This is a genomic window from Desulfoconvexum algidum, from assembly GCF_055382125.1.
Map to the genome: position 1 here is coordinate 6,448,496 of NZ_AP042394.1, position 24,492 is coordinate 6,472,987.

A 24,492-nucleotide genomic window follows, 5' to 3' on the forward strand; every position below is an offset into this window, starting at 1 on the left:
ATAAAATGAATCATACAGGTGAAAAATATTTTTGAGATCCACTAACCCCAAAGGCAAACTCTTGATCTTTTCCCTGGTGCTGTTGATCCTTTTTCTGGTATCCGTATCCATGGGCCGGGTCTTTATCCGGGCAAGCGACCTTCTCACCCTGGTGATCAATTTTTTTTCCGGCAATGAAACTGCAAAGGATCTGCTGTCCAGAGAGTTGGTCTTCTGGTGGATCCGAGTTCCCAGGTGCCTCATGGCCATCCTGGTGGGATCGGGCCTGGCAATTTCCGGGGCGGTTTACCAAGCCTTGTTCCGGAATCCTCTGGTCTCCCCGGATATTTTAGGGGTCTCTGCCGGTTGCACCTTTGGAGCTGCCCTCGGGCTGGTGCTTCCCTTTGATTCTTTTTATCTGGTCCATGTCATGTCCTTTGGTTTCGGACTTTTGGCCGTGTCCATGAGCATTGCCCTGGCCCGGATGATCGCCATAAAAGCCGTGATGATTCTGGTGCTGGCCGGCATGGTGGTCCTCTCTTTTTTCAACGCCCTGCTCATGATCCTGAAATATTTTTCAGATCCCTATGAGCAATTGCCCAGTATCATTTTCTGGGTCATGGGCAGCCTGTCCCGGGTCACCTGGGAGAATGTTCTGGTCATGGCACCCTTTACCCTGGCGGGAATTCTTCTCTTTATACTGCTGGGGTTCAGGCTGAATATTCTTTCCCTGGGAGATATCCAAGCCAGATCCCTGGGGATGAGCCCCTCTTTTTTCAGACGGCTGCTCATCGTCACCAGTTCTTTCATGGTGGCTATATCGGTGGCCACCTGCGGCCAGATCGCCTGGATCGGCCTGATCATTCCCCACATGGCCCGGGCCATTGCAGGACCGAAACATGAACGAATGATCCCCATGACAGCCCTGCTGGGCGCCATTTTTTTATTGGCAGCCGATACCCTTGCCAGAACCGTCTCAACGGCTGAAATTCCCGTGGGCATCATCACCGCCCTGACCGGCGCCCCCATCTTTGGATATCTCATGATTAAAAACAGGGGAAGCGGATGGCTGTAGTCCTTGAATGCAGGAATCTTCGGTTTACCTACCGTCAGGTACCGGTGCTGGAACATATCTCTTTTAAGGTTCATTCCGGACGGTTCTGCGCCATTCTGGGGCGAAACGGTTCGGGAAAAACCACCCTTCTCCATTGCCTGAACAACATACTAACCCCCGATTCCGGCGAGGTGCTGGTCCATGGCCAGGATATCGCGGATATGGGCCAGAACCAGATTGCCCAAAAGATCAGCCTGGTCCCCCAGGAGCACCTGGACATCTTTCCCTACCAGGTGATTGATGTGGTGGTCATGGGAAGAGCTCCTTTTTTACGCCTGTCACAACGGCCAGGCCCCTCGGATTTTAAAGCAGCCCGACAGGCCTTGGATTTTTTGAATGCCGGTTCCCTGGCCTTAAAAAATTTTAATCAAATTTCAGGAGGGGAACGCCAGATATGCCTGCTGGCAAGGGCCATAACCCAGACAAGACACCTCATGCTCCTGGATGAACCCACCAACCACCTGGATTTTAACAACCAATACCATTTGCTGTCTGCCATAAAATCCCTTTGCCGCTCCAAGGGAATCAGTATTGTGGCCACCCTGCATGATCCCAATATGGCCGCTCTTTTTGCCGATGATCTGATCATGGTCAAGAACAACACCATTATGGAACAAGGATCTGCCGATGAAACCATGACAAAAAAAAATATCTCTGCTTTGTATGACATCCCTCTGGGGATTGTTAAGATCAATAAGCAGAAAAAACTATTTTTTCCGGAAAGTATTTTAAGCGAACCCATGAACCCCACAAAAACAAGAAATGAGGAGGACAAAGGTGACCATTGATTTCCCCACACTGATTTACCGGGTGATCACAGGACTGGCTATACTGGAACTATTCACCGCAGGAATCAAACAAAATAGGATATATGGCCTGTTTTTACACCTGCGGATCGGGACCTGCCTTGCCGGCATTCTCTTCATATGCTTTTCCGTGGGAAGGCCACCCCTGTTCGGTCCCTTTGAAGCCAGTATTTATATGGTGGGTGTCATGGGAATCCTGGCCCTGGTATTCCAAAAAAATGCCGGCCCCCTTTCAGGGTTTGCCCTGTTCAACAGCCTTGGAACCCTGATGATTCTGTTCATACAATGGGACAAACCCATGGGACTCAATGACGATTATTTCATGTATGGCAACCTCTGGGTCAATATTTTTTTTAATTTCCGGCTGCTGACCGCAGCGTTTCTTGTCCACGGGGCCAGTCAATACCTTGCCCATCTCCTGGGAAAACAAGATACCGAAACTTTATCAATGGGAGGACGAAATACACTTTTGGCAGGGGCTTGTCTTTATCTTGTAAGTGAATGGGCAGGCTCCCTCTGGTGTCTGAACTGGTTCGGAGATTCCTGGCAATGGAGCCGGGGGTTCTTTAAAGCCTCCATCCTCTTTCTGCTTATCATGGCGGTCTGCCACCTTCCCCCGGGTCTCACCCGAAACAAAATCGCCCGGGGAATAACAGGCACCCTGCCGGGTATTTTTATTTTGTGGATGATATTTTATCATTAAGGAAAAACACCATGATTCAGCGCTTAAGTTCTGTAACCCTCACCTTTTACAACCTTACTGTCCTGGTCCTTCTCATGGGGGCGGGGGTTCTTTTAAATATCTCCCATAAAGCCGCCTTCACCCGAATGAACGAGGTCAATATTTTCAGCTGGCTCAACGCCACCTGGCACACAGATCCCATCTTGGTGGTCTGGTTTTTCCTGTTGTGTCTTACCGCCGGAATTTTGTTGATAAATGCCCTTTGCTGCAGCCTGGCCCGGCAACTGTCCCTGGCAAAACGATCCGGCCGAATGAAAAACTGGCTGTTTTTTATCCTTCACTGCCTGTTTATACTGGTGTTGATCTGCCATGGACTGATCCTGGTGGCAGGGGAGAAACAAAGCCGGGTGAATCTTTTTCCAGGTCAGGCGCACGCCTTTGGCCAGTATGAAATCCAGGTTTCGGATGTGGTCTTCACCGATGATCGACAAATATTAACAGCGCCGAAAAAAAAACAGCGACAGCTGATGACCCGGAAAAACATCCATATCCATGAAAATTTTGTCCTTCTGACCCTCCTGAAAAACAAGCGTATCCTTGCCTCAAAAAAGGTGATGATGCTTTCGCCCCTGCGGTACAAATCCGTTCAGATCACCCTGATTAAATTTGTAATCCACCCATCGGACAACCAACAGGCGGACAACCAACAGGCGGACCCCCTTGAGCCGAACCACCAGCTAGGGGTGGTATTGACCCTGACCCATAATTTTCTCAACAGGTTCTTTTTTATGGTGTACGGGGTGATGATCCTTGCCCTGGCCGGATTTACGGCAATGACCTGGAAAAGACCCTGAACAAAAAACAACGCCTGGGCAGCTTTCCCTATACAGAATCGCTGTCAGCCCCCCATATATCCACAATCTTGGTGTTGCCTGGATAATCAACTGTCTTGTACCGGGTAATGTTGGACAATCTTTTGGTTATTTTCCCCAACCGGGTGGCCTGGGATTTAATAGAGCTCAGGTGATCGCCCATGGGTTCCTGGGGGAAACCCATGAGCAGCAGTTCAGAATAACCTAAAATCGCCTGAAGGGGCTGGTTGATTTCATGGCAGACGGCACCAGCCATCTCCAAAACTCCCTGGAGCCGTTCCCGTTCATAGGTTTCTTTGTCCGCCGCCTTTCTCTGGGACATATCAATAACCGTGGCAATGGTCCAGGCCATTGGGTCATTGCTATCCGGACAATTGAGGAGAATATGGGCGGGAAAGAGCGTTCCATCATTTTTCACCACATCTATTTCATAATCTGCTGTTCCCTGGGTAATCACGTTGTCATAAATCGTCTGACCGGCATAGTCATAATCCTCAGCAGCTGTATAAATCATGTGGACACTTTTGTTATGAAATTTTTCTTTGGTCTCATACCCAAACATCCGCACCATTTCCGAATTCACCCATTTAAAAGTTTGGTTCTGAACCATGGCCATCCCCACGGGGGAAGATTCCAGAATTTTTTCCATAATCCCGCGCTGTTCTTTTATCTTTTTTTCAGCCTCTTTTCTTTCAATGGCCAGGGCCACGTGCTGAGAAATTGAATTTAACAGGGCCAGATCCTGATCCCGATAAGCGCTTGCAGAGTTATAGTCTTGAATTACAATGGCCCCAAGAACCCGATCTCGTATAATCAAAGGAGCGCCCAGCCAAATTTTAAAGGCAGTACCAAGGGGATTTTTTCCCTTTTTTCGAACCATTTCAACAAAATCTTTTTCATAAAAAATCAGAGGCGATTTTTGTTTGATAATCCTGCTTGTGAATGTGGACTCTTTACTGAAATTTAAAATTTCTTCGGGAATATCATCTCGTTCATCCACATGATAGGGAAAGGTGATGACATCCCGTTCTTCATCCAGCAAGGCAATAAAAAAATTATCCACGTTGAGAATTTTATCCAAAGACTGATGAATCGCTTTGTAGAGTTCAGGCAAATTCCGGGTATGGGTGACAGCATCGGATATTTCAAACAAGACATCAATGGTCCTTGCCAGATCCCGCCTTTTATATTTTCCGCTTGATTTCGTATCGCCCATTTTTACCCTGCCCACTGAAGTGTGTCTAAAATCACAATATTATTTCATTAATGGCCTATTTAATCAAGACCCAACGCTTGAATCAAACTCCTTTTTCAACTGCTGGACTCCCAAATATCAACGATTTTTGTGTTTCCGGGATGGGTAATGGTTTTATACCGGGTAATTTTGGAAAGCCTTTTGGTAATATCCCCAATGCGAGCGGCCTGGAATTTAAGTTGTTCCAATTCTTTGGCGGTAATGGCCCCGGGGGGGTCAAACAGGTCGGTATAACCGATAATGGCCTGGAGAGGCTGGTTGATTTCGTGACCAATAGCCCTGGCCATTTCCAGGACCCCCTGGAGTTTCTCTTTTTCTCGTTTTTCCTGCTGGGTGACATCCCTCAATGAAATATCGGTAAAGGTTGCAATGGTGCTTTTCAGGAGATTCTCCCGGTCGAAACTGGTTAAAATCATATGGGCCTTAAACAGACTGCCGTCCCTGCGTTTCAACTCAAGATCAGCGTCAGTCTTGGCATCTAGGTTCAAATTCTTCTGAACAATGGCATCGGCATCCTTGTAAGCCTGTTTGGAAGCATAGATCATCCGGATATTCTGACCGGTAAAGGCGGCTTTGGAATCATATCCAAACAGGCGCACCATTTCGGTATTCACCCATTTAAAGAGCCGATTTTCCAGCAGGCAAATTCCCACAGAGGAGGATTCTATAATAGTTTCAAGCAGCTGCTGCCGGGTTAAAAATTTTTTTTCAGATTCTTTTCTTTCAATGGCCAGGCCAATGTGCTGGGAAATGGTATTGAGCAAATCCAGGTCCCTTGGGCCGTGGGCAGTGGCGGAATGAAAATTTTGAATGGCAATCACCCCAATCACTCGATTTTTAATAATCAAAGGAGCCCCCAGCCAAATTTTGCTGATGGTGCCAATGACATCCTGGTTCTGTTGTCTGGCAAAGCCGATGATATCCTCTTCAAAAAAAATCAAGGGTTTTTGGGACTGAATCACCTTGCCCGTCAGGGATGCGGTTTTACTAAAATTAAATATTTCACTGGGATTTTCATCGTTTTCATCCACATGGTAGGGGAAAGTGATGGAATCTTTTTCTTCATGGTGGAGGGCGATATAAAAATTATCCACATTGAAAATTTTGCCAAGGGAACGGTGAATAACCTTGTATAATTCATCCAAATTCAGGGTATGGGTGACCGCTTCGGATATTTCAAACAACACCTCAAGGGTTTTGGCGTCATCTCTCGTTTCCACGGGTCTTTTTTCCACGGCTTTCTTTCTCCGGTTTTCTTTCTACAGTTGGCGAATCCTTTTTTCCTTAGGATTCCGATTATCTCCTGTTATGAAATTGATTTTTATGGGATAACAGGATATATTCATCTATATTTATAGCAAAACAGAGACTAAATGAGTAGTACAAAGATATTTTAATAACAAGGACGTACCAAAAGAATCCGTTATGAAATCCATTGAAGAAACTTCCCTTTTGTATGAAATCAGTGAAGCCCTGAACCAGCACATGGACATGAAAAAGTCCCTGATAAAAGTTTTGAGTGTATTGGCTGAATCCCTGAACCTGGTCAGGGGAATCATTTTTCTTACCAATTCGGAAACAGGAGAAATACGGATAGAAATGGCCCACGGCATTTCAGAAGAAACCACCCGACACATCCGCTACCTGCCCGGGGAAGGCATTATCGGACAGGTCATTGAATCCGGAAACCCTGCGGTGGTTCCCAGAATCAGCAAAGAGCCCCTGTTCCTTGATAAAACAGACTCCCGCAAGGTTGCCGAAGGTCACGATTATTCCTTTATCTGTGTTCCCATAAAAAAAGACACCCGGGTGGTGGGAGCCATCAGTGCCGACCGGCCCTATGAAGGCAAAAAAGCCCTGGTTGCCGGCGAGAAACTTTTGTCGGTGGTGGCGGCCATGGTGGCCCACCATGTGATCAATATTGAAACCGTAAGGGTGGAAAAAGAACAGCTCAAAACAGAAAATGTTCGACTCAAATCTGAACTGGAAAATAAATATAGCTTTACCAATATCATCGGCAATTCCAACAAGATGAGGGAGGTGCTCCAGATGATATCCCAGGTATCCTCCTCTTCGGCCACCGTCCTGATCCGGGGGGAAAGCGGTACCGGAAAAGAATTGGTGGCAAATGCCATCCACTATAATAGTAAACGAAACCACCAGCCCTTTATCAAAATCAATTGTGCGGCCATTCCGGAAAACCTCATTGAAAGTGAATTATTCGGCCATGAAAAAGGGGCCTTTACCGGTGCCTCCCACCAGAAAAAAGGAAAATTCGAAATTGCCAACCGAGGGACCATTTTTCTGGACGAGATTGGGAACATGGCTCTGGGTGCCCAGGTAAAACTGTTGCGGGTCCTCCAGGAAAAAGAATTTGAGCGGGTGGGGGGATACAAACCCATCCGCTCCGATGTCAGGATTGTGGCAGCCACCAACGCCAACCTGGAAGACATGGTGCAGCACGGAAAATTTCGGGATGATCTTTATTTCAGACTCAATGTCTTTCCCATTTATATCCCTAGTCTTCGCATGCGCAAAACCGATATCATCCTCCTGGCGGATCATTTTTTGGAAAAGTATGTACGAGAGCATTCAAAGGACATCAAACGGATCACCACCCCGGCCATTGACATGATGATGGAATACCACTGGCCCGGAAATGTCCGGGAGCTTGAGAACTGCCTTGAGAGGGCCGTCATCCTCTGCAATGAAGGGGCCATTCATTCCTATCACCTGCCGGCCACCCTCCAGACCGGGACAAAGACTAAAACCTTGCCCCTCTCCCTTGAAGAGGCCGTGGACAGCCTTGAAAAAGAAATCATCATGGATTCTTTGAAAAATACCCGGGGCAATATCAACAAAGCCGCCAAGCTCATTGGTATAACCGTGCGCAAATATGCCTACAAGGCTGCCAAATACCATATTAATTATAAAGATTATCGATAGGCCTCTCAATTTTAATGCCGTTACCTAATTATGCTGTTAAAAAACAAGTTCACATCAGAAACAAAACATCATTCTTTGAGGGAGAAGCATGAATCAATTTGATATGGCCATCATCGGCGGCGGCATTGTCGGGGTGTCCACGGCCCTGGCCATGAAGACCCGATATCCGAAATCCAGGGTGGTCTTAATCGAAAAAGAGAATCGGGTGGCCGCCCACCAGACCGGTCATAACTCAGGGGTCATCCATGCCGGCGTTTACTATGAGCCCGGCAGCCTCAAGGCAGATTTTTGTAAAAAAGGGGCCAGGGCCACCATGGCATTTTGTAACACCCATGGTATTGCCTTCAGGCAATGCGGCAAGTTGCTGGTGGCCACCACCCCCCGGGAAATGAAACACATGGACGCCCTTGAAATTAGGTGCACCCGAAACGAAATCCAAACCCGGCACATTGACCAGAATCAGTTAAATCAAATGGAACCCCACATTTTTGGCCTGGGTGCCTTGCAGGTGCCTGCCACCGGCATTACCGATTATACAAAAATTGCCGCCAAAATGGCTGATTTGTTCACGGCAGCCGGTGGTATAATCCGAATCGGCCAAGCCGTAAGACGGATAGAAGAAACCTGCGACAGGGTCACTTTGTACAATGGCTCAGAAAAACTTACAGCCCGCTATCTCATTGCCTGCGGCGGACTCATGGCAGACAGACTGGCCCGGATGATGGATATTGATATTGATTTTATGATCCTGCCGTTCCGGGGGGAGTATTATCGCCTGCCCGACCGGATGTCAAAAATTGTTTCCCATCTCATCTATCCCATTCCCGACCCGGCCCTGCCTTTTCTCGGGGTTCATTTAACCCCCATGATTGACGGATGCGTCACAGTAGGCCCCAATGCGGTCATGGGGTTCAAGCGGGAAGGATATGGAAGGTTTAATTTTGACCTGGCAGATACCGGTCAGATGCTTGCCTTCCCTGGATTCTGGAAGGTAATTGCCCGGCACCTGGGGTCCGGTATAAACGAGTGGATAGACGCCGCTTATAAACCCGGATATTTAAAACGGATTCAAAAATACTGCCCCGGCCTCACAGGGGCAGACCTGACACCCTATCCTGCCGGAATCCGGGCCCAGGCTGTCAAAAAAGACGGAAGCCTGGTCCATGATTTTCTATTTGCCCAAACCCCACGGTCCCTGCATGTGTGCAATGCCCCCTCCCCGGCTGCCACATCCGCCATCCCCATTGGACAATACCTGTGCGACAGGGCAAAAACAACATTCGATCTTTAACGGTGAAGACCTTGGATCAAAAACTATAAGGGTAAAAATCTGCCGACTCGAGGGACGCATATATAAAATAAATCCAATGGGAAAGGAGACAAACGAATGAATGCTCAACCAGAAAACAGCTTATCATCAGAGGACAAAGCAAGGTACGGCACATTGAACAAGGAGAATATTGATTTTCTCATGGAACGCTACAATCGGGTAAATCGATTGGTGATTGCAGACATGATCCGTCGCAGCGCCTATCATTATCCGGACAAGACAGCCCTGATCTTTGGTGATAAATCCCTGACATATGCCGAACTTGAGGCGGCGAGCAACCGGGTGGCCAACGGGCTGACCGATCTGGGGGTTGAAAAGTATGACCGGGTGGCCATCCTGGCACACAATACCATTCACCATGTCCTTACCTGGCTGGGATGCTGCAAAATCGGAGCGGTTTACCTGGCCATCAACTATCTGTTAAAGGGAAAAGATGTTACCTATTGTATTGATCACTCGGAAAGCCGTGTGTTTATCGTGGAAGATTCACTCTACGATTTGGTCAGCGATGTTATCGGTGAGATGAAAACCGTAAAGAGCCTTATCTGGTCCGATGATGTGGCTGGCCAGGCGCCGCCCGATGATCGGTTCAAAAATTTTGAAACCTGGTATAAGGCCTTTCCATCAACGGAACCCGATGTGGTGCTCCGGGTTGAAGACCCCTGCCAGATGACCTATACCAGCGGGACAGAATCCCTGCCCAAGGGGGTCATCATTAGCAATCAGGCCTTGATTGCACAATATATGGGCGCCATCATTGACGGCCGGTACAGTGCCGACGACATCAATGTGAATGCATTGCCCATCTATCATTGTGCCCAGCGGGATGTGTTTTTAAATCCCCTGTTCTGGCTGGGCGGCACCAATATCCTCATGGCACCGGATATTGAGCAGATTCTCAAAACCATTGACAAATATAGGGCTTCCATGTTTTTTGCACCCCCCACCGTCTGGATCGGCATGCTGCGGCATCCTGATTTTGACACCTATGATCTTTCCTGTCTGAAAAAATGTTACTACGGCGCCTCCATCATGCCGGTGGAAGTATTAAAAGAACTCCTGGAACGCCTTCCCGGTGCTGGTATATACAATTATTATGGCCAAACGGAGCTGGCACCTTACCATACCATCCTCAAGGCAGAAGATGCCGTGGGAAAATTGGGGTCTGCCGGCATGGCCGGCCTGAACATGGAAACCCAGCTGGAAGATGCCTTTGGCACCCCCGTCACCACCTGTGGGGATCCCGGTGAAATTTGCGGCAAAGGGCCCCATGCCATGATCATGTATTTCAAGGAGCCGGAAAAAACCGAAGCGGCCATGAAGGGCGGCTGGTTTCATTCCGGTGACATCGGCATTGCCGATGAAGACCGGTATATTTCGGTGGTGGACCGGAAAAAGGACATAATAAAGACCGGGGGCGAAAATGTGGCCACCAGCGAAGTGGAAGAGGCGATTTACCAGGACAAACGGGTGGAGGAGGTGGCCGTCATCGGCCTGAAACATGCCAAATGGGTGGAGGCGGTGGCTGCGGTTGTGGTTCCCCGAAAGGGTGAAACCATCACTGAACAAGAGATTGTGGACCTGTGCAAAGAACATCTGGCCGGGTTCAAGGTCCCCAAAAAAGTGATCCTCGTGGATTCCCTTCCCAAGACACCCACGGGTAAAATATTAAAACGAAATATGCGGGACCTGTATAAGGATATTTTTGTACAGGCATAATACCCCCTTTTTGCCTCAATGAAGCGATAGTGACCCCTGGGAAAAACGATCCTCTTTTCCCAGGGGACATATTTCAGCAAGTTGAACCCTTCTCCTCATCAAGTACCTCCCTTCCAGGCGACCAGGCGAGATCGATGTCTTCACCGATCAGCCGCCGAACCATATTGAGCAGATTGCCAATGGCCTCGTTCAGGTCAAGCACCTTGGGTGCAATGGTTTGTCGGCGGGCAAAGGCCAACAATTGCCGGGTTATGGCCGTCGATCGCTTTGCTGCCGTCAAAATTAAAAAATCGAGTATTGCAAAAAAATTATATAATGCGAATAGATTGCCGCGATTATATCCCAAAAGCACCAGAATATAAACCAGCAGATCTTGACGCGATTTCATAGCTCTGATAAAGCCTGATAATTGAAATTTCCCATTGATCTTATCAACTGATTTTATAACCTGATTTTATAAAAAGGGGGGGAGTGGACCATGACAGGTTTTATAAAATATCTGGTGATCCTGATGAGTGCCTTTATCTGCTTTAATACGGCCAATGCTGCCAAACGAGAGATCAGCATCATTCACACCAATGATCTTCATTCCCATTTTTTGGGGTTTTCTCCCAACCAGGATTATACGCCTGAAACCGTTCAAGATGATGATACCATTGGCGGGTTTGCACGGATCGCTACCATGATCAAAAAAATCAAAACCCAAAGCCATGGTCCGGTTCTGGTCCTGGATGGAGGAGATTTTCTCATGGGCTCTTTTTTCCATATGCTGGCCCGTGAAAAGGCCTTTGAAATAGAGCTGCTGGGAAAAATGGGATATGATGCTGTTACCCTTGGAAATCATGAATTTGATTTAAAACCCAAGGGACTGGCCCAGATCCTTGATGCGGCCCAAACACATGACAACCAGCCGGCCATTTTGCTTTCAAATATGGTTTTCAGCCAAGAAAGCGCCGAGGATGATTCCCTTGAACAGGCCTTTGCAAAAGGATGGGTCAAGCCCTATACCATTATTGAAAAGGACGGGGTAAAATTTGGCATATTCGGGCTCATGGGGCTGGATGCCGCAGAAAAAGCCCCATTTTCAAAACCAGTGTCCTTCAGTGATCCTGTGGCAACGGCCCAAAAAATGGTGGCGATTCTCAAGGACAAGGCGGACATTATTATTTGTTTGTCCCACAGCGGGCTGAACCCGGACAAAACAAAATCAGAAGATGAGCTCCTGGCACAACAGGTGGACGGAATTGATGTGATTATCTCTGGTCATACCCACACACGGCTGGAAGCCCCCATTACCGTAAATAATACCCTGATTGTTCAGACCTGGGAGTATGGTAAACAGATGGGTCATATTCAGCTTACCCTTGAAAACCAAAGGGTTCAGGTGGCAAATTACCAGGCCATTCCCATTGATGACCAAATTCCAGGCGACCCGCAAATTTCCGGTCTCATCAAGACCTATGAGGATCAGGTTGACCAGGAGATTCTAAAGGACCATGGATTGTTCTTCAGGAAAATTGTGGCAAAAACCGATTTTGATCTAAAACTTGATACAAAAGAATCTGCCCTGGGTAATTTTATAGCCGACTCAATCCGTTTTGTCAGAAAACAAACGGCAACAGATTTTAACCCCTTTGCCGATGTTGCCATCATTTCAAACGGGGTGATCAGGGACAACCTTTTAAAGGGCCAAACAAACAGTATCCAGGCCTGTGATCTTTTCAGAGCGCTGCCCCTTGGAATAGGCCTGGATGGAAGTTTGGGATACCCATTGATCTCAATGTACATAACCCCCTTGGAACTAAAAAAGGGGTTTGAGGTGCTCACCAGCATTTATCCTGCAAAAGGCCCGGATTATTTTTTACAAATAGCCGGTGCAAAATTTACATACAACCCCAGGCGAATCATGTTTGACCGGGTGACAGAGATTTGGACCGGGGATGAAGAAAACGGATATAAACGGCTGGACTTTTCCCGGTCAAATAAAACCCTTATCCGGGTGACAGCAGATATTTACAATTCCACCTTTTTAAAAGTCATTGGCGGCTATACCTATAATATTCTGGAAATCATCCCCAAGGATAAAAACGGTGTCCCACTTGAAACCCTGTCATCGGCTGTGATTGATGGGGACAAAACCAAAGATGGCATTCAGGAGCTCAAGGAATGGAAAACTCCCTTTGAATATTTACAAAGTTTTGAGAATACCGCCAATGGTGATATACCAAAAATCCCTTCACGATATGCTCAACCCCTTGGCCGGATCATTGCCGAACCGTCCTTAAACCCTGTCAACCTTGTGCGAAACGGTACCTGGGTTACCTGGACAGCCGTCGGTATCCTTGGTTTATGCCTGTGCCTTGTCCTGGCATTCATATTGTTTGTCCGTAAAAAATTTACATCAAAGGGAAAATAAACCATAGGTTTGACCCATGTTCACAAAGGAAAATTCCCCGACCGTACCAGTCCTGCCATGGGAACCAATAAGTTGCCATCCACCTTCCTTGCCCCTGTTTTTGCCAGGTCAAAATCAGGGGCAAAGGCTGTAAAATAAGGAACATCATAGGGCGCCAATTGGAGAAACCAGCGTTCGTTTTTTTTAGTTTTTTCCGGCCCCCCCCGGACCAATTTCGAGGTCAGTCCAAAATCCACCTCTCCCAAGGGAGTTTGGATCATGTACAAAGGAATTTCCCGCCCTGAACAAGCCTTTCTGACATGGGAGGCAATGGCAAGTACCTGGTCGGTTTCAATGGGATGCGCCCCATTAAACCGATTCTGGACACAAAGGCCTGCCACATAACAATGGTGAAAGTCAATGCCCGCGTCCCGAAGACCCTGGGCCATTTCACAGATCACACCAGGATCATCATTTATCCCGGAGACCAGTGCCAGGTTGGCATAGGTCTGGACCCCTTTACTGCTAAGCTGACCTGCCAACCGCCCATGTTCCGAAAGAAGATCCCGGGGCAGCAGCCACCAGGTTTCAATTTCAATTTTCAAAGGATTACCAATGGAGAACCTTGCCAATCGAGCTATCTGGTCAATAATATCAGGTGTAAACCCCTTTGGATTGGTCTGGAAGGCCTGCCACCTTATCCGGATGCAGGCGATGTGATCCATTCTCCCAAGGGAATCTATTTGCTGGCAGATCCCGTCAAGCTGGGAAATAAGGGTTGATTCCCCCGGCACATGGAGAATCACATCCGTGATATCCAAATTTTTCCGGATATAGTCCATGGCAGCAAAGCCCGGGGCAATGTCCGGTCCATTAGCGAAGGTCAGGTCCAATTCCACCCGGGTTTTATGAACCCGAGCAATGACCGGGGAAGGGGTATTAATTATACCAGGGATTGAAAACTTGCAGGAAAAAAGATCTTCTTTGATCGTCTGGAGCAGTCCCTGGTCAGCCAGGCGGTCGACAGCTCGGCGACCGATGGCCGATGGCCCCTGTCCGGCAAGAAAATGGTCGCCCAGAAAAAGATTCTTATCTCCCATGTCAATGAGGCACTTAACATTCAAAGTTTTGTCCTCGTTTTCCACACTGTCATGGAGGGGGGTGTCCTCCCCGGTCACACTGGAAAAATATTCCCGGGTATAGGGAGTTCGAATCCAAATATGGTCGGGATCTGATTCATCTACTTTCACGGCCCAGCCGCTGGTATGCCATTCCATTTTCCCCAAGGGGGTGGCTGTACACAGCTTGGGAATACACCTGTCCGACAGATGGGCCCGCAAATAACGATGTGCCTCAATGGATTGGGATATGGGGGTCCAATAGGTTTGGGTGCCGTGGATGGGATGGCAGGGAGTGAAAATATAATAAATTTCAGCTCCCGCATTTCTCAGCAGAGTAAACAGCCTGGCCAGAACAGGGCCGCTGTTGTTCACCTTGTTTAAAAACGGGGTCTGGACATAAACAACAATACCGGCTTTCACAAGATCGGAAATAATATCAAGACTTGCAAGGGATACCTCGTCGGGGTGGACAAAATGAACCCCGATCTCAATGCGCTTTCCTATTTTGACGCAGTCGGCTTGCTTTGATTTAAGATACCTTAGGTATTCCCGATTATTTTTTAAAAACAGATGGGGATAATAGGCAATGGATCTTGTGGCAATACGCAGGGTCCTTACATGGTCAATTTCCATTAACCCGTCCAGGGAAGCCTCCATGTTTTTCCGGCTTAGCAGAGGCTCTCCTCCGGTGATAAGGATCTCCTTGACCAGGGGCAGATCTTTCACCTGCTCCACCGCTTTTTGAACATCGGCCACACAGGGACTTTTTTCCCGGCGAAAATCTTTATGCTTCCTGAAACAGAACCGGCAATAAACCGGACAGCGCATGGTAAGCAAAAAAATCACCCGGTTCTGGTACATCTGCTCCAGCAACCCCTTTTTAAAATGACCGTCAAAGGTGATGGTATGGCCCCGGGGATCCAGTTCTTCGGCAAAGGGAAGATACTGAATTGCCACGGCAGCAGAAACCTTTGACTGGCGGATCACGTGGTCGGAAAGCCGCACCGGATAGGCATCCATAACTTGCTGGACAATGGCGGAATCCTTTGGGTAAACACCGGTCTTTTTTGCAAGCTGGTCAATATTTTTAACGGAGATGAGATGATTTGAAGAATCAAGGGTTTCAAGGAACCAATACAAAAACAACAAGGGCAGGGCAATGTTGTTGATAACCATTGGCTTTGGGAGGGGGTCGCCAGCCACCTGGAATATTTTGGTAAAAATTGCCTTAAAAAAAAGACCCGGATTCTGTTCATACCCGCAGGCTTCCAAAAGCCGTTCAAACCGATGTTCAGGCCTGGATCCCTTAAAAATCAAGGCCAGATCAGAACCCATTAATTTTATGGTTCCATAGGCCTTAAAAAATTCCCCGGCGGCCGGGGCCAGGGAATCCATTTCATTCTTTTCATTGCGAATCTTCTTTTTTAACGGGCCTGCCATTCTTTTTTTACCTTTTTTATGGTTGGATCCTAAAGTTTCCCATCTCCTGTCTGCTTGCGCATCTAAACCAAAACAGGCTATTTTAATACATAATATTCACTATTTCATATTTTTTTCACACCAGATTCATGGGCGAATCTCTATTCTCCTTTTTAAAATACGGTTAAAAAGAAAAATAGCTGGAAAACAAAAAAAATTATTTGGGGGCAAAAATAACAATCAGGGAGGTTGCCACCCCTCCTATTCCGCGAAGGGCATGGGGGATACTCGAATCAAAATAGATACTGTCCCCTTTTTCCAGATGGTGGAGCTGTTCTGCGCTTTTGAATTCAACAATTCCCTCCAGGACAAAATGAAATTCCTCTCCCTTATGGTCATTGAACAAAAGGTCTTTTTCTTCCATGGGTTCTATTTCCACCACAAAGGGTTCCATCTGTTTTCCCACCATGGGATAGGCCAGGGATTCCCATTTATATCCAATGCGGGACTCATTCTTGTGGTGAAACAACTTATTAACGCTGTACCGATCTTTTTTCTTTACCACCACAATCCGGTCTTCCATGTTATGGTCCCGGAAAAAATGGGATATTTTCACCCCAAGTGCCGTGGATATCTTTATAAGGGTTGCGATGGGCGGGGCGGCAAGATTATTTTCTATCTGGGAAAGCAACGGTTTTGACAGGCCTGTAAGATTAGAAACTTCCTGGAGGGTCAGGGCCCTTTGTTTCCGAAGGTTCCTGATTTTATTGCCCAGATTCAGGGCAGCGACCTCTTCCTTTACTTTGTTTGCATTCTTAGGTGACATTCTTTTTGGGGCTTCTCCTTATTCTCATCATTTTTTTAAACATATTTAAAAAAAGATAAAAAAGTTTAGCATGACCAAACTTCTATATCAAGAGATAAACCCGTCAGGTTTTAAAAAGAAAGGCAAAATTTGTGGCAGCCAAAATTTCCTTCAACCGCTTGTCAATGACCTCTGAAATCCACCCTTTTAGGAAGGTGGTAAACGCCAGGCTCTCTCTTATTTTTTCCAAAAAACATTCCGGTGTTCAATTTTTGGGATGCCAATGACGGCCTTGCTCCCATAGAAAATATACGCTATAGTCAGTTCTGTCCTTGACGCTGTCTGGTCAGACTGTCCCATGAGGGCCATGGGGTCAGAAATCGTGATACGGCGGAATGCGTATACACCTTGCAATAAAATAGACATAACGAAACCCAAATTTTCTAATCGGAAACTTTATTTTTATGCTAAGCCTGAGAGACTTTGATGTTGTAGGCCGTACATACCGGAACATCAACCGCTACCGTCAGATATTAACCATCCTGTTCAAGTATGGATTTGGTAATATTATTGAGGCCTTGAAGATTGACCAATATCTTGAGATTGGTCTGAAAATGATCTCCAGGTCCAAGCCTGCGAGATTTGAACGTTTAACCCAACCCCAACGTACCAGACTTCTCTTTGAAGAGCTTGGTCCCACTTTTATTAAATTCGGTCAAATTCTTTCCACCCGTCCTGACCTTATACCCTTAAAATTTATTTTTGAACTTGAAAAGCTCCAGGACAATGTGCCAAAATTTCCCTTTGCTGAGGTTCAAAGAATACTGACCAAAGAATTTGGGCCTCAAAAAAATCCCTTTGTTACCATGGAAGAAGACCCTTTTGCCTCTGCATCCATCGGCCAGGTTCATCTGGCACGCTTAAAAACAGGTGAACAGGTTGCCGTAAAAATCCAGCGCCCAGGGTTAAGAAAGATTATCCAGGTGGATCTTGAAATCATGAACCATTTGGCCACCCTGATGGAACGCCACATTGAAGATCTTTCTTTTTTCCGTCCCGTAAAAATTGTTGAAGAGTTTGCCGAAACCCTGGACAAAGAAATGGATTACACTCTGGAAGCATCCAATATGGAACGGGTCGCCCAGCAGTTTCTCTTTGATTCAACCATCCATATTCCCAAGGTCTATCTGGATCGAACCACTCAAACCGTTTTAACCATGGAATATATCCAGGGCATCAAAATTTCAGACCTGACAGCACTTGAAAAAGCGGGCATGGATAGAAAAGCATTAACCCGGCGGGGTGCGGACCTGATTTTAAAACAGGTGTTTGAATTCGGTTTTTTCCATGCCGATCTCCACCCGGGCAATCTGTTTGTATTGCCCAATAATGTGCTGGGCCCTGTTGATTTCGGGATGATGGGATTCATGGACCGCAGGGCCAGAGAAGTATTTATTGACCTGATCGCAAGTGTTGTTACGGAAAAACCTTCGGCAACCTGCCACTACCTGCTGGAACTTACCGAATATGATGAAGAGCCGGATATGCGGTTTTTGGAACGGGACATCTCCACATTTATCGGCCAATATCTGACCAAGGCATTAAAAAATATCAATGTGGGACGCTTGCTGCAGGACCTTTTAAAAATTACGTCCAAACACAAGCTTCGCCTGTATCCGGACACTTTTTTGATGATGAAATCCTTTGCAGCGGTTGAAGGGGTTGCCCAAAGGCTTGATCCAGAATTTGATATGGTGGGATATGCAGCACCCTTTATCAAAAGAAAAAAAATGGAACGGATCTCCCTGTCGCGTATTTCCCAAGATCTTTCCAGCCTTTCCCTTGAATCCCTTCAGCTGCTTCAGGAAATTCCACGGGATTCCATTTCCATCATTCGCCAGGCAAGAAAAGGCAAATTTGTCCTGGGATTTGACGTCCAGAAACTGGAAAAAATAATCGGTGCTTTTCATCGGGAGAGCCATAAATTATCGGTATCCATCATTATTTCCTCTTTGATAATAGCCTCTTCTCTCCTTTTAAGTTTTAAGGTGCCTCCCCAAATTTTTGGCATCTCCATCCTGGGGTTGAGCACCATTGCCTGTGCCATTTTTCTGGGACTATGGCTCTTTGTCAAACCCAGCAAATAAAATTAGGTCAATTATAGGTCGATATCATAAGGTTCATCTGCCAATTTATTGGAAGGATCCCCTTCTGCCATCATCCGGGCCAAAATCAATCGTTCCTTTTCCAGAGGAAGGCGGCCGGTCATGGCGGCAATTCCTATTTTTTTATTCTCTTGATTTATAAAAACCGCATCAGCTTCTGCCCGTCCGTTTTCTTGAATTTGGGTAATGGTCACGGTACATGTGATGGTGTCATTAAAATAGACCGGACCTATAAATTTAAAATTCATTCCCGTTGCAAGCCAGCCCACCTGACCGCCAAACTCGCAAATCATTCCTCCGATGAGTAACCCATGGCAAATCTGGTCCTTGAATCCCTTTTCATCTGTCCACCTTGTATCATAATGAACCGGATTATAATCACGGGTCAAATCACCGAAAGCCATGGTCTCTTTTTTTGTAAACCTGCGGGTATAGGTAAATGAATCCCCTGGTGAAAGTCCCTTAACCGCCTTTTCTCGAATTAAATTTACCATATTCTCCCGGGATTGCCCTTAAATTTCTTATATGTTTTTTTACTATGGTATCAAAAACCATGTTTTTGGGTCAATCCAATTAAAATAATTTTTACCGGGTGGTATAGAAAAATCACCAAAATAAAATTAAAAAGGGCTGGAAAATAAATTTCCAGCCCTTTTTTCATTTTACGATCTATTTATAATTCTTTATTTTTCTTTATTTTTCATCTTTTCCGGCATCGGCCATCATCTTGAGCATGGTGTATTTATCATTCACCTCCCCTTCGATTTTGGCCCTCAGGCGTTTGGATTCTTCTGGCAAGCTCTTTTCAAGAGCTGCAAATCTGACCTCTCCGCCAAGGAAATCCTGGAGGGTGCCGTCCGGGGCTTTTGAGTCAAGGGTAAAAGGATTCTTACCTTCCTCGACAAGTTGTGGATTATACCGGTACAAGGGCCAATAACCGGAGTCAACGGCCAGTTTTTCTTCCAGCTGGGATTTGCCCATGCCTTTTCTGATGCCCTGGTTGATACAGGGAGCATAACAGATGATAAGAGAGGGTCCCGGATAATTTTCAGCTTCTATAAAGGCCTTCATGGTCTGGTTCTTGTTGGCGCCCATGGAAATAGATGCCACATACACATATCCATAGCTCATCATCATCCGGCCCATATCTTTTTTAGCTATTTTTTTACCCGAAGCCGCATATTTGGCAATGGCGCCTGTGGGAGTTGCCTTGGAAGACTGACCGCCAGTATTGGAGTAAACTTCCGTATCCATTACCAAAATATTAATGTTGTCTCCCGAGGCCAAAACATGGTCCACACCGCCAAACCCAATATCATAGGCCCAGCCGTCACCTCCGAATATCCAATGGGATTTTTTAACAAACACATCTCGTTCATTATAAATCTCTTTTAAAAGCCCCTTTTCTTCATCTTTTAAAAGGGTTTTCAGGGCAAAGCTGTAGCGTTTGGATTCATCCACATCTTCTTTACCCGCCAGCCATCCTTCAAGGGCTGCTTTTACATCAGTTGTTATCTCTGTTTTAAGGGCCTCTTCCACCTTGGCCGTCAGGGTCTTTTTCCTTGCATTCACCGCCAGCATCATACCATATCCAAACTCAGCTGCATCTTCAAACAAGGAGCTTGCCCAGGCAGGGCCCTGGCCATCTGCATTGGTGCAATAGGGAATATTGGGAGCAGAACCGCCCCATATGGAAGAACACCCGGTGGCATTGGCAATTGTCATTCTTTCACCAAACAGCTGGGTGAGCACTTTTACATAGGGGGTTTCACCACAGCCGGCACAGGCACCGGAAAACTCAAGCAAGGGCTGGAATAACTGACTGCCCTTAACGGTTTCCCGTTTGAGAATATCCGTCTTAAAGGGAACACCCAAAGAAAATTTGTGATTGTCTTTCTCGGCGGCTATCTGACCTGCGACAGGCTTCATCACAAGGGCCTTTATTTTGGCAGGACAGATATCAGCACAATTGCCACATCCCTGGCAATCCAGGGGATTCACCTGCATTCTGAATTTAAATGCGTCCATGCCCTTACCCTTGCCGTCAACCGTAACAAAAGAGCCAGGGGCTTTTGCAAGCTCCTCTTCATTGGCCACAATGGGAATGATGGCGGCATGGGGGCAAACAAAGGCGCACTGGTTACACTGGATACAATTTTCAGGTATCCATTCAGGTACATTAATGGCAACCCCACGTTTTTCGTACTTGCTGGTTCCCGGTTCAAATACACCATCCACGGAAAATGCAGAAACAGGAAGATCATCCCCGCTCTGGGCATTTATTTTGCGCATGACATCATCCACAAAGGGTGTGGCTTTGTCAGCGTTGCTTACTTCTCTGACACCATCCTTCCAGGATTTCGGCACTTTTACCTTGATTAACTTTGCCAGGGTTTTATCCACCCCTTCTATGTTCATGTTCACAATGGCGTCACCTTTTTTACCAAACATGACCTTAATATCTTTTTTCAGCAAAGCGATGGCCTCTTCCACAGGCAATACATTGGCCAGACTGAAAAAGCAGGTCTGCATAATCATGTTGATGCGGTTGCCAAGACCGACTTCGCCAGCTATTTTTACGGCATCAATATTATAAAAATTTATTTTTTTGTCATAAATGGTCTTTCGAACATCCCCTGGAATGTTTTTTTCCATATCCTTCAAGGACCATTCAGAATTGAGAAGCAGTGTTCCCCCTTCCTTAAGACCCTTGATCACATCATAAATTTCCATATAATTGGATTTATGGCAGGCCACAAAATCAGAATTTTCAATCAAATAGGTGGACTGGATTTTTACATCCCCGAATCGTAGATGGGATACGGTCAGCCCGCCTGATTTTTTGGAATCATAGGCAAAATACCCCTGGGCATATTTATCGGTGTTATCCCCGATGATTTTAATGGCTGACTGGTTTGCACCCACCGTTCCATCGGAACCAAGCCCCCAGAATTTTGCAGATATTGTCCCCTTGGGTGCGGGATTAAACCCCTTTACCACCTCAAGGGAGGTATGGGTGACATCATCCACAATTCCCACGGTAAAATGGTTCTTAGGAGAAATCACTTTCATGTTGTCATAAACTGCCTTGATCATGGAAGGATTGAACTCCTTGGAAGACAGTCCATACCGTCCGCCAATAATTTTTGGACCTTCGCCGTATTCCATAAATGCCGTGCAGACATCCATATAAAGAGGATCACCAATGGCACCGGGTTCTTTGGTTCTATCCAGAACCGTAATAGTCTCAATGGTTGAAGGAATAGTATTTAAAAAGGCTTCCACATCAAAGGGTCTGTAGAGGCGAACCTTTACAAGTCCCAATCTCTGGCCTTCTTTATTCAGTTCTATAATGGACTCTTCAATGGCTTCGCAGCCGGATCCCATGGCCACAATAACCCGATCGGCTTCCGGGTCCCCTACATAATCAAAGGGTTTATAATGCCGACCCGTCAGATCACCCACTTTTTTCATACAGGCTTTTACAATGGCCGGAACCTTGAGATAATAGGAGTTGGATGCCTCCCGACCCTGGAAAAAAATATCCGGGTTCTGGGCGGTTCCTCTGGTATCGGGATGTTCCGGATTAACCGCTCTGCTTTTAAATGCCTGGTAGGCATCATAATTGAACAGGGTGGCCATATCCTCGGTTTCAATCATCTCTATTTTCTGAATTTCATGGGAAGTTCTAAACCCATCATAAAAATGTAAAAAAGGAACCCGAGATTCCATTGTGGCAAGATGGGCAACAAGGGCTATATCCTGAGCTTCCTGTACAGAACAGGAAGCCAGCATGGCAAATCCGGTCTGCCGGCAAGCCATGACATCCTGATGATCCCCGAAAATTGACAGGGCATGGCCGGAAATAGACCGGGCAGTCACATGAAAGACAGTGGGAAGAAGCTCACCGGCTATTTTATACATATTGGGTATTTTTAACAAAAGACCCTGGGAAGCTGTAAATGTAGTGGTAAGGGCCCCGGCAGCAAGGGAGCCATGAACCGCACCGGCAGCACCGGCTTCCGACTGCATCTGTTTTATATCCAGAATCTGACCGAATATATTTTTTTTCCCTTTTACAGCCCAGGAGTCTGCTATCTCACCCAGGGGACTTGAAGGGGTAATAGGATATATTGCAGCCACCTCACTCATGGCATAGGCCACATGGGTAGCAGCGGTATTTCCATCAATCGTCTGCATTCTTTTTTTCATAAATATCACCTCTTTGTATAGTAATGAGAACATTAATAATCCCAATATAACCCTACTCTCATACAATAAATTCTTAAATTTGTAAATGCTCATAGAAAAACAAGCTTTTTATAATAAATATTTAAAAAAGTTTGAATAAAATTTATTAAATAAATGTTTTTTATATCCCTTTTCACCAGACCCCATCCTTTTAAATCAAAATACATTTTATTGGTTAAACTCAGCAATTTCGTCCCAGGGATTTTCTGTTGTTTTTTCTTAAAATATGTTACACTTAGCTCTTTTATGTACAAAAAAATTTGATAAATATTTATATTTTTAAGGAGTATCTATGGGTTTGATATCATCAACTCATTCCATGAGCCGCTACCACATTGAGGGTAGTTTTGAAGCAACGGTGATGGATGAAGTTCGAAAAGGATTAACAGAAAATGCAATACCAAAGCAGGAAAACGAATATGAGGAGCTTTCAGCCGGGTGGACCCCCTATGAAAGTCCCTATAATCCTGATTTTGAAAAATTTTCCTTTATTTTCGGCACTTATTTTGTTTTTTCCCTGAGAATTGATAAAAAATCAATCCCCATGAAACTGGTCCAAAAACAAATGGCCCTGGCCATTGAGAAAAAAAAAGAAGAGTCCGGCCGGGATTTTTTATCTAAAAATGAAAAATCTGAACTCAAAGAAACCATACTGGATGTGCTTATGCATAGAATTCCATCCATCCCCACTATTTATGATATTCTTTGGAGTTATGAAGATAAAAATCTATTTTTATTTACCACCCAGAAAGCAGCCAATGAATTATTTGAAACCTTGTTTTTAAATTCATTTAACTTAAAACCCATCCGGCTATTTCCTTATACCATTGTTGAAACAAAATCCGGATTTTCAGCCGATGAAAAAGACCGGGTCCTCTCCCTATCTCCCTTAAAATACGTAAAAGGATAACCATGCTTGATATCGCCACCGCATATAATAAATATATTTTTCTGGGCAATGAATTTTTAACCTGGATCTGGTTTCTTATTGAAAAGGAAAAAGATATAGCCGCCATAATTGAATCCAAAGAACCAGTTTCCCTGGAAATAGGTAATTCCCTTGTCCTTGAGAACAATCTTGGGGATAAATCAAAGGAAAAAATCACCATAAAAGGAGATAAGGCAGGTCTTGAAGAAGGCACCACCGCCCTTAAAAAAGGGGCCTTTGTTACGGAACTAAACCTCTTGTGCAAAATGGGGGAAGAAGAGGAATATAAATTCACAATTAAAGGCGAGAGTTTTAATATTACCGGACTTAAAACCCCCTCCACCCAGACCACAAAATCAGAAGATGAATTAGAGGGGATAATCCTTGAAAAAGCCTATTTATTACTGAAGGTTACGGGGGTTATTGACACGCTTTTTTTAAAATATATTGAAAATAGAATTTCAGATGACTGGAAAACTAAAGGATTACAAGAGATTAACAACTGGATCCATGGATCCTAGTAAAATGTTCATAACTTTAGGGTTTTGAACACTTTAAAATAAAGGTCAGGAACTATGGGGTTATAAACAAAATATAAATAGAATTTTACTAAAAACTTTATAGTTATTTTCTTTGAATTACAGAATCTTATAAAGTTATGAACTTTTAAACACCCCTTACTATTACTATTATCTTTATTTAATT

20 protein-coding genes are annotated in these 24,492 nt (G+C 45.6%); 11 read left to right on the top strand and 9 right to left on the bottom strand.

Features of this window, described 5'->3' with window-relative positions; genetic code table 11:
• Positions 1 to 31 precede the first annotated feature (31 nt).
• From ACZ45G_RS29015 to ACZ45G_RS29030, 4 genes are read left to right on the top strand one after another with little or no spacing between them, the layout of a single operon-like run.
• Positions 32 to 1,054 carry a FecCD family ABC transporter permease gene (locus ACZ45G_RS29015; RefSeq protein ID WP_464174085.1) on the top strand — a complete coding sequence of 341 codons (1,023 nt, stop codon included), beginning with the start codon at positions 32 to 34 and terminating at the stop codon, positions 1,052 to 1,054.
• Complete coding sequence (locus ACZ45G_RS29020; RefSeq protein WP_464174087.1) at positions 1,045 to 1,881, top strand: ABC transporter ATP-binding protein; 837 nt, start codon at positions 1,045 to 1,047, stop codon at positions 1,879 to 1,881. Before ACZ45G_RS29015 ends, ACZ45G_RS29020 begins: the two co-directional genes overlap by 10 nt.
• Positions 1,871 to 2,602 carry a hypothetical protein gene (locus ACZ45G_RS29025; protein ID WP_464174088.1) on the top strand — a complete coding sequence of 244 codons (732 nt, stop codon included), beginning with the start codon at positions 1,871 to 1,873 and terminating at the stop codon, positions 2,600 to 2,602. Before ACZ45G_RS29020 ends, ACZ45G_RS29025 begins: the two co-directional genes overlap by 11 nt.
• A gap of 11 nt (positions 2,603 to 2,613) precedes the next feature.
• Positions 2,614 to 3,435 (top strand): hypothetical protein, encoded by an 822-nt coding sequence (locus tag ACZ45G_RS29030; protein WP_464174089.1) that lies wholly within the window; start codon positions 2,614 to 2,616, stop codon positions 3,433 to 3,435.
• A gap of 28 nt (positions 3,436 to 3,463) precedes the next feature.
• Here ACZ45G_RS29030 and ACZ45G_RS29035 read toward each other — a convergent pair whose 3' ends face one another.
• The gene (locus ACZ45G_RS29035; RefSeq protein ID WP_464174090.1) at positions 3,464 to 4,669 is read right to left on the bottom strand and encodes a GAF domain-containing protein; all 1,206 of its coding nucleotides are present in this window, start codon (positions 4,667 to 4,669) and stop codon (positions 3,464 to 3,466) included.
• Positions 4,670 to 4,764: 95 nt separating this feature from the next.
• Positions 4,765 to 5,943, bottom strand: coding sequence for a GAF domain-containing protein (locus ACZ45G_RS29040; RefSeq protein ID WP_464174091.1), 1,179 nt, complete (start codon positions 5,941 to 5,943; stop codon positions 4,765 to 4,767).
• Positions 5,944 to 6,133: 190 nt separating this feature from the next.
• On the opposite strand from ACZ45G_RS29040, the gene ACZ45G_RS29045 reads away from it, so the two are divergent.
• From ACZ45G_RS29045 to ACZ45G_RS29055, 3 genes are all read left to right on the top strand, one after another.
• On the top strand, positions 6,134 to 7,654 hold the full coding sequence (locus ACZ45G_RS29045; RefSeq protein ID WP_464174092.1) for a sigma-54 interaction domain-containing protein: 1,521 nt from the start codon (positions 6,134 to 6,136) through the stop codon (positions 7,652 to 7,654).
• 88 nt (positions 7,655 to 7,742) lie between these two features.
• On the top strand, positions 7,743 to 8,945 hold the full coding sequence (gene lhgO / locus ACZ45G_RS29050) for an L-2-hydroxyglutarate oxidase (RefSeq protein WP_464174094.1): 1,203 nt from the start codon (positions 7,743 to 7,745) through the stop codon (positions 8,943 to 8,945).
• Positions 8,946 to 9,041: 96 nt separating this feature from the next.
• Positions 9,042 to 10,703: an acyl-CoA synthetase gene (locus ACZ45G_RS29055; RefSeq protein ID WP_464174095.1), complete on the top strand. Its 1,662-nt coding sequence runs from the start codon at positions 9,042 to 9,044 to the stop codon at positions 10,701 to 10,703.
• Between the two features lie 73 nt (positions 10,704 to 10,776).
• Here ACZ45G_RS29055 and ACZ45G_RS29060 read toward each other — a convergent pair whose 3' ends face one another.
• The gene (locus tag ACZ45G_RS29060; protein ID WP_464174096.1) at positions 10,777 to 11,091 is read right to left on the bottom strand and encodes a hypothetical protein; all 315 of its coding nucleotides are present in this window, start codon (positions 11,089 to 11,091) and stop codon (positions 10,777 to 10,779) included.
• A 90-nt stretch (positions 11,092 to 11,181) separates the two neighbouring features.
• On the opposite strand from ACZ45G_RS29060, the gene ACZ45G_RS29065 reads away from it, so the two are divergent.
• Positions 11,182 to 13,119 carry a bifunctional metallophosphatase/5'-nucleotidase gene (locus ACZ45G_RS29065; RefSeq protein ID WP_464174098.1) on the top strand — a complete coding sequence of 646 codons (1,938 nt, stop codon included), beginning with the start codon at positions 11,182 to 11,184 and terminating at the stop codon, positions 13,117 to 13,119.
• Positions 13,120 to 13,139: 20 nt separating this feature from the next.
• Here ACZ45G_RS29065 and ACZ45G_RS29070 read toward each other — a convergent pair whose 3' ends face one another.
• From ACZ45G_RS29070 to ACZ45G_RS29085, 4 genes are all read right to left on the bottom strand, one after another.
• Positions 13,140 to 15,659: a radical SAM protein gene (locus ACZ45G_RS29070; protein WP_464174099.1), complete on the bottom strand. Its 2,520-nt coding sequence runs from the start codon at positions 15,657 to 15,659 to the stop codon at positions 13,140 to 13,142.
• A gap of 196 nt (positions 15,660 to 15,855) precedes the next feature.
• Complete coding sequence (locus ACZ45G_RS29075; protein WP_464174100.1) at positions 15,856 to 16,464, bottom strand: helix-turn-helix domain-containing protein; 609 nt, start codon at positions 16,462 to 16,464, stop codon at positions 15,856 to 15,858.
• Between the two features lie 103 nt (positions 16,465 to 16,567).
• Entirely contained in the window at positions 16,568 to 16,693 is a 126-nt protein-coding gene (locus ACZ45G_RS29080; RefSeq protein ID WP_464174101.1) for a hypothetical protein, read from the bottom strand.
• On the bottom strand, positions 16,681 to 16,869 hold the full coding sequence (locus ACZ45G_RS29085) for a hypothetical protein (protein ID WP_464174102.1): 189 nt from the start codon (positions 16,867 to 16,869) through the stop codon (positions 16,681 to 16,683). The genes ACZ45G_RS29080 and ACZ45G_RS29085 overlap by 13 nt, the downstream gene beginning before the upstream one ends.
• Positions 16,870 to 16,907: 38 nt before the next feature.
• On the opposite strand from ACZ45G_RS29085, the gene ACZ45G_RS29090 reads away from it, so the two are divergent.
• Positions 16,908 to 18,590: an ABC1 kinase family protein gene (locus tag ACZ45G_RS29090; RefSeq protein ID WP_464174103.1), complete on the top strand. Its 1,683-nt coding sequence runs from the start codon at positions 16,908 to 16,910 to the stop codon at positions 18,588 to 18,590.
• An 11-nt stretch (positions 18,591 to 18,601) separates the two neighbouring features.
• Here the strand turns inward: ACZ45G_RS29090 and ACZ45G_RS29095 are convergent, their stop codons facing one another.
• Together ACZ45G_RS29095 and nifJ are read right to left on the bottom strand one after the other, a co-directional pair.
• Positions 18,602 to 19,102: a MaoC/PaaZ C-terminal domain-containing protein gene (locus ACZ45G_RS29095; protein ID WP_464174104.1), complete on the bottom strand. Its 501-nt coding sequence runs from the start codon at positions 19,100 to 19,102 to the stop codon at positions 18,602 to 18,604.
• Positions 19,103 to 19,301: 199 nt separating this feature from the next.
• Complete coding sequence (gene nifJ, locus ACZ45G_RS29100) at positions 19,302 to 22,820, bottom strand: pyruvate:ferredoxin (flavodoxin) oxidoreductase (protein ID WP_464174106.1); 3,519 nt, start codon at positions 22,818 to 22,820, stop codon at positions 19,302 to 19,304.
• Between the two features lie 331 nt (positions 22,821 to 23,151).
• On the opposite strand from nifJ, the gene rdgC reads away from it, so the two are divergent.
• Complete coding sequence (gene rdgC, locus ACZ45G_RS29105; protein WP_464174107.1) at positions 23,152 to 23,769, top strand: recombination-associated protein RdgC; 618 nt, start codon at positions 23,152 to 23,154, stop codon at positions 23,767 to 23,769.
• Between the two features lie 2 nt (positions 23,770 to 23,771).
• Positions 23,772 to 24,308, top strand: a complete 537-nt coding sequence (locus ACZ45G_RS29110) for a hypothetical protein (protein ID WP_464174108.1) — start codon at positions 23,772 to 23,774, stop codon at positions 24,306 to 24,308.
• Positions 24,309 to 24,492: the final 184 nt, after the last annotated feature.

Excerpts from the sequence above, each read along its gene's own strand:
- ACZ45G_RS29060 (WP_464174096.1), bottom strand. The coding sequence starts at position 11,091 with ATGAAATCGCGTCAAGATCTGCTGGTTTATATTCTGGTGCTTTTGGGA.
- ACZ45G_RS29055 (WP_464174095.1), top strand. The coding sequence starts at position 9,042 with ATGAATGCTCAACCAGAAAACAGCTTATCATCAGAGGACAAAGCAAGG.
- ACZ45G_RS29020 (WP_464174087.1), top strand. The coding sequence starts at position 1,045 with ATGGCTGTAGTCCTTGAATGCAGGAATCTTCGGTTTACCTACCGTCAG.
- ACZ45G_RS29085 (WP_464174102.1), bottom strand. The coding sequence starts at position 16,869 with ATGTCTATTTTATTGCAAGGTGTATACGCATTCCGCCGTATCACGATT.
- ACZ45G_RS29030 (WP_464174089.1), top strand. The coding sequence starts at position 2,614 with ATGATTCAGCGCTTAAGTTCTGTAACCCTCACCTTTTACAACCTTACT.
- ACZ45G_RS29065 (WP_464174098.1), top strand. The coding sequence starts at position 11,182 with ATGACAGGTTTTATAAAATATCTGGTGATCCTGATGAGTGCCTTTATC.
- rdgC (WP_464174107.1), top strand. The coding sequence starts at position 23,152 with ATGGGTTTGATATCATCAACTCATTCCATGAGCCGCTACCACATTGAG.
- ACZ45G_RS29090 (WP_464174103.1), top strand. The coding sequence starts at position 16,908 with ATGCTAAGCCTGAGAGACTTTGATGTTGTAGGCCGTACATACCGGAAC.
- ACZ45G_RS29075 (WP_464174100.1), bottom strand. The coding sequence starts at position 16,464 with ATGTCACCTAAGAATGCAAACAAAGTAAAGGAAGAGGTCGCTGCCCTG.
- ACZ45G_RS29045 (WP_464174092.1), top strand. The coding sequence starts at position 6,134 with ATGAAATCCATTGAAGAAACTTCCCTTTTGTATGAAATCAGTGAAGCC.
- ACZ45G_RS29095 (WP_464174104.1), bottom strand. The coding sequence starts at position 19,102 with ATGGTAAATTTAATTCGAGAAAAGGCGGTTAAGGGACTTTCACCAGGG.
- ACZ45G_RS29110 (WP_464174108.1), top strand. The coding sequence starts at position 23,772 with ATGCTTGATATCGCCACCGCATATAATAAATATATTTTTCTGGGCAAT.
- ACZ45G_RS29070 (WP_464174099.1), bottom strand. The coding sequence starts at position 15,659 with ATGGCAGGCCCGTTAAAAAAGAAGATTCGCAATGAAAAGAATGAAATG.
- nifJ (WP_464174106.1), bottom strand. The coding sequence starts at position 22,820 with ATGAAAAAAAGAATGCAGACGATTGATGGAAATACCGCTGCTACCCAT.
- ACZ45G_RS29035 (WP_464174090.1), bottom strand. The coding sequence starts at position 4,669 with ATGGGCGATACGAAATCAAGCGGAAAATATAAAAGGCGGGATCTGGCA.
- lhgO (WP_464174094.1), top strand. The coding sequence starts at position 7,743 with ATGAATCAATTTGATATGGCCATCATCGGCGGCGGCATTGTCGGGGTG.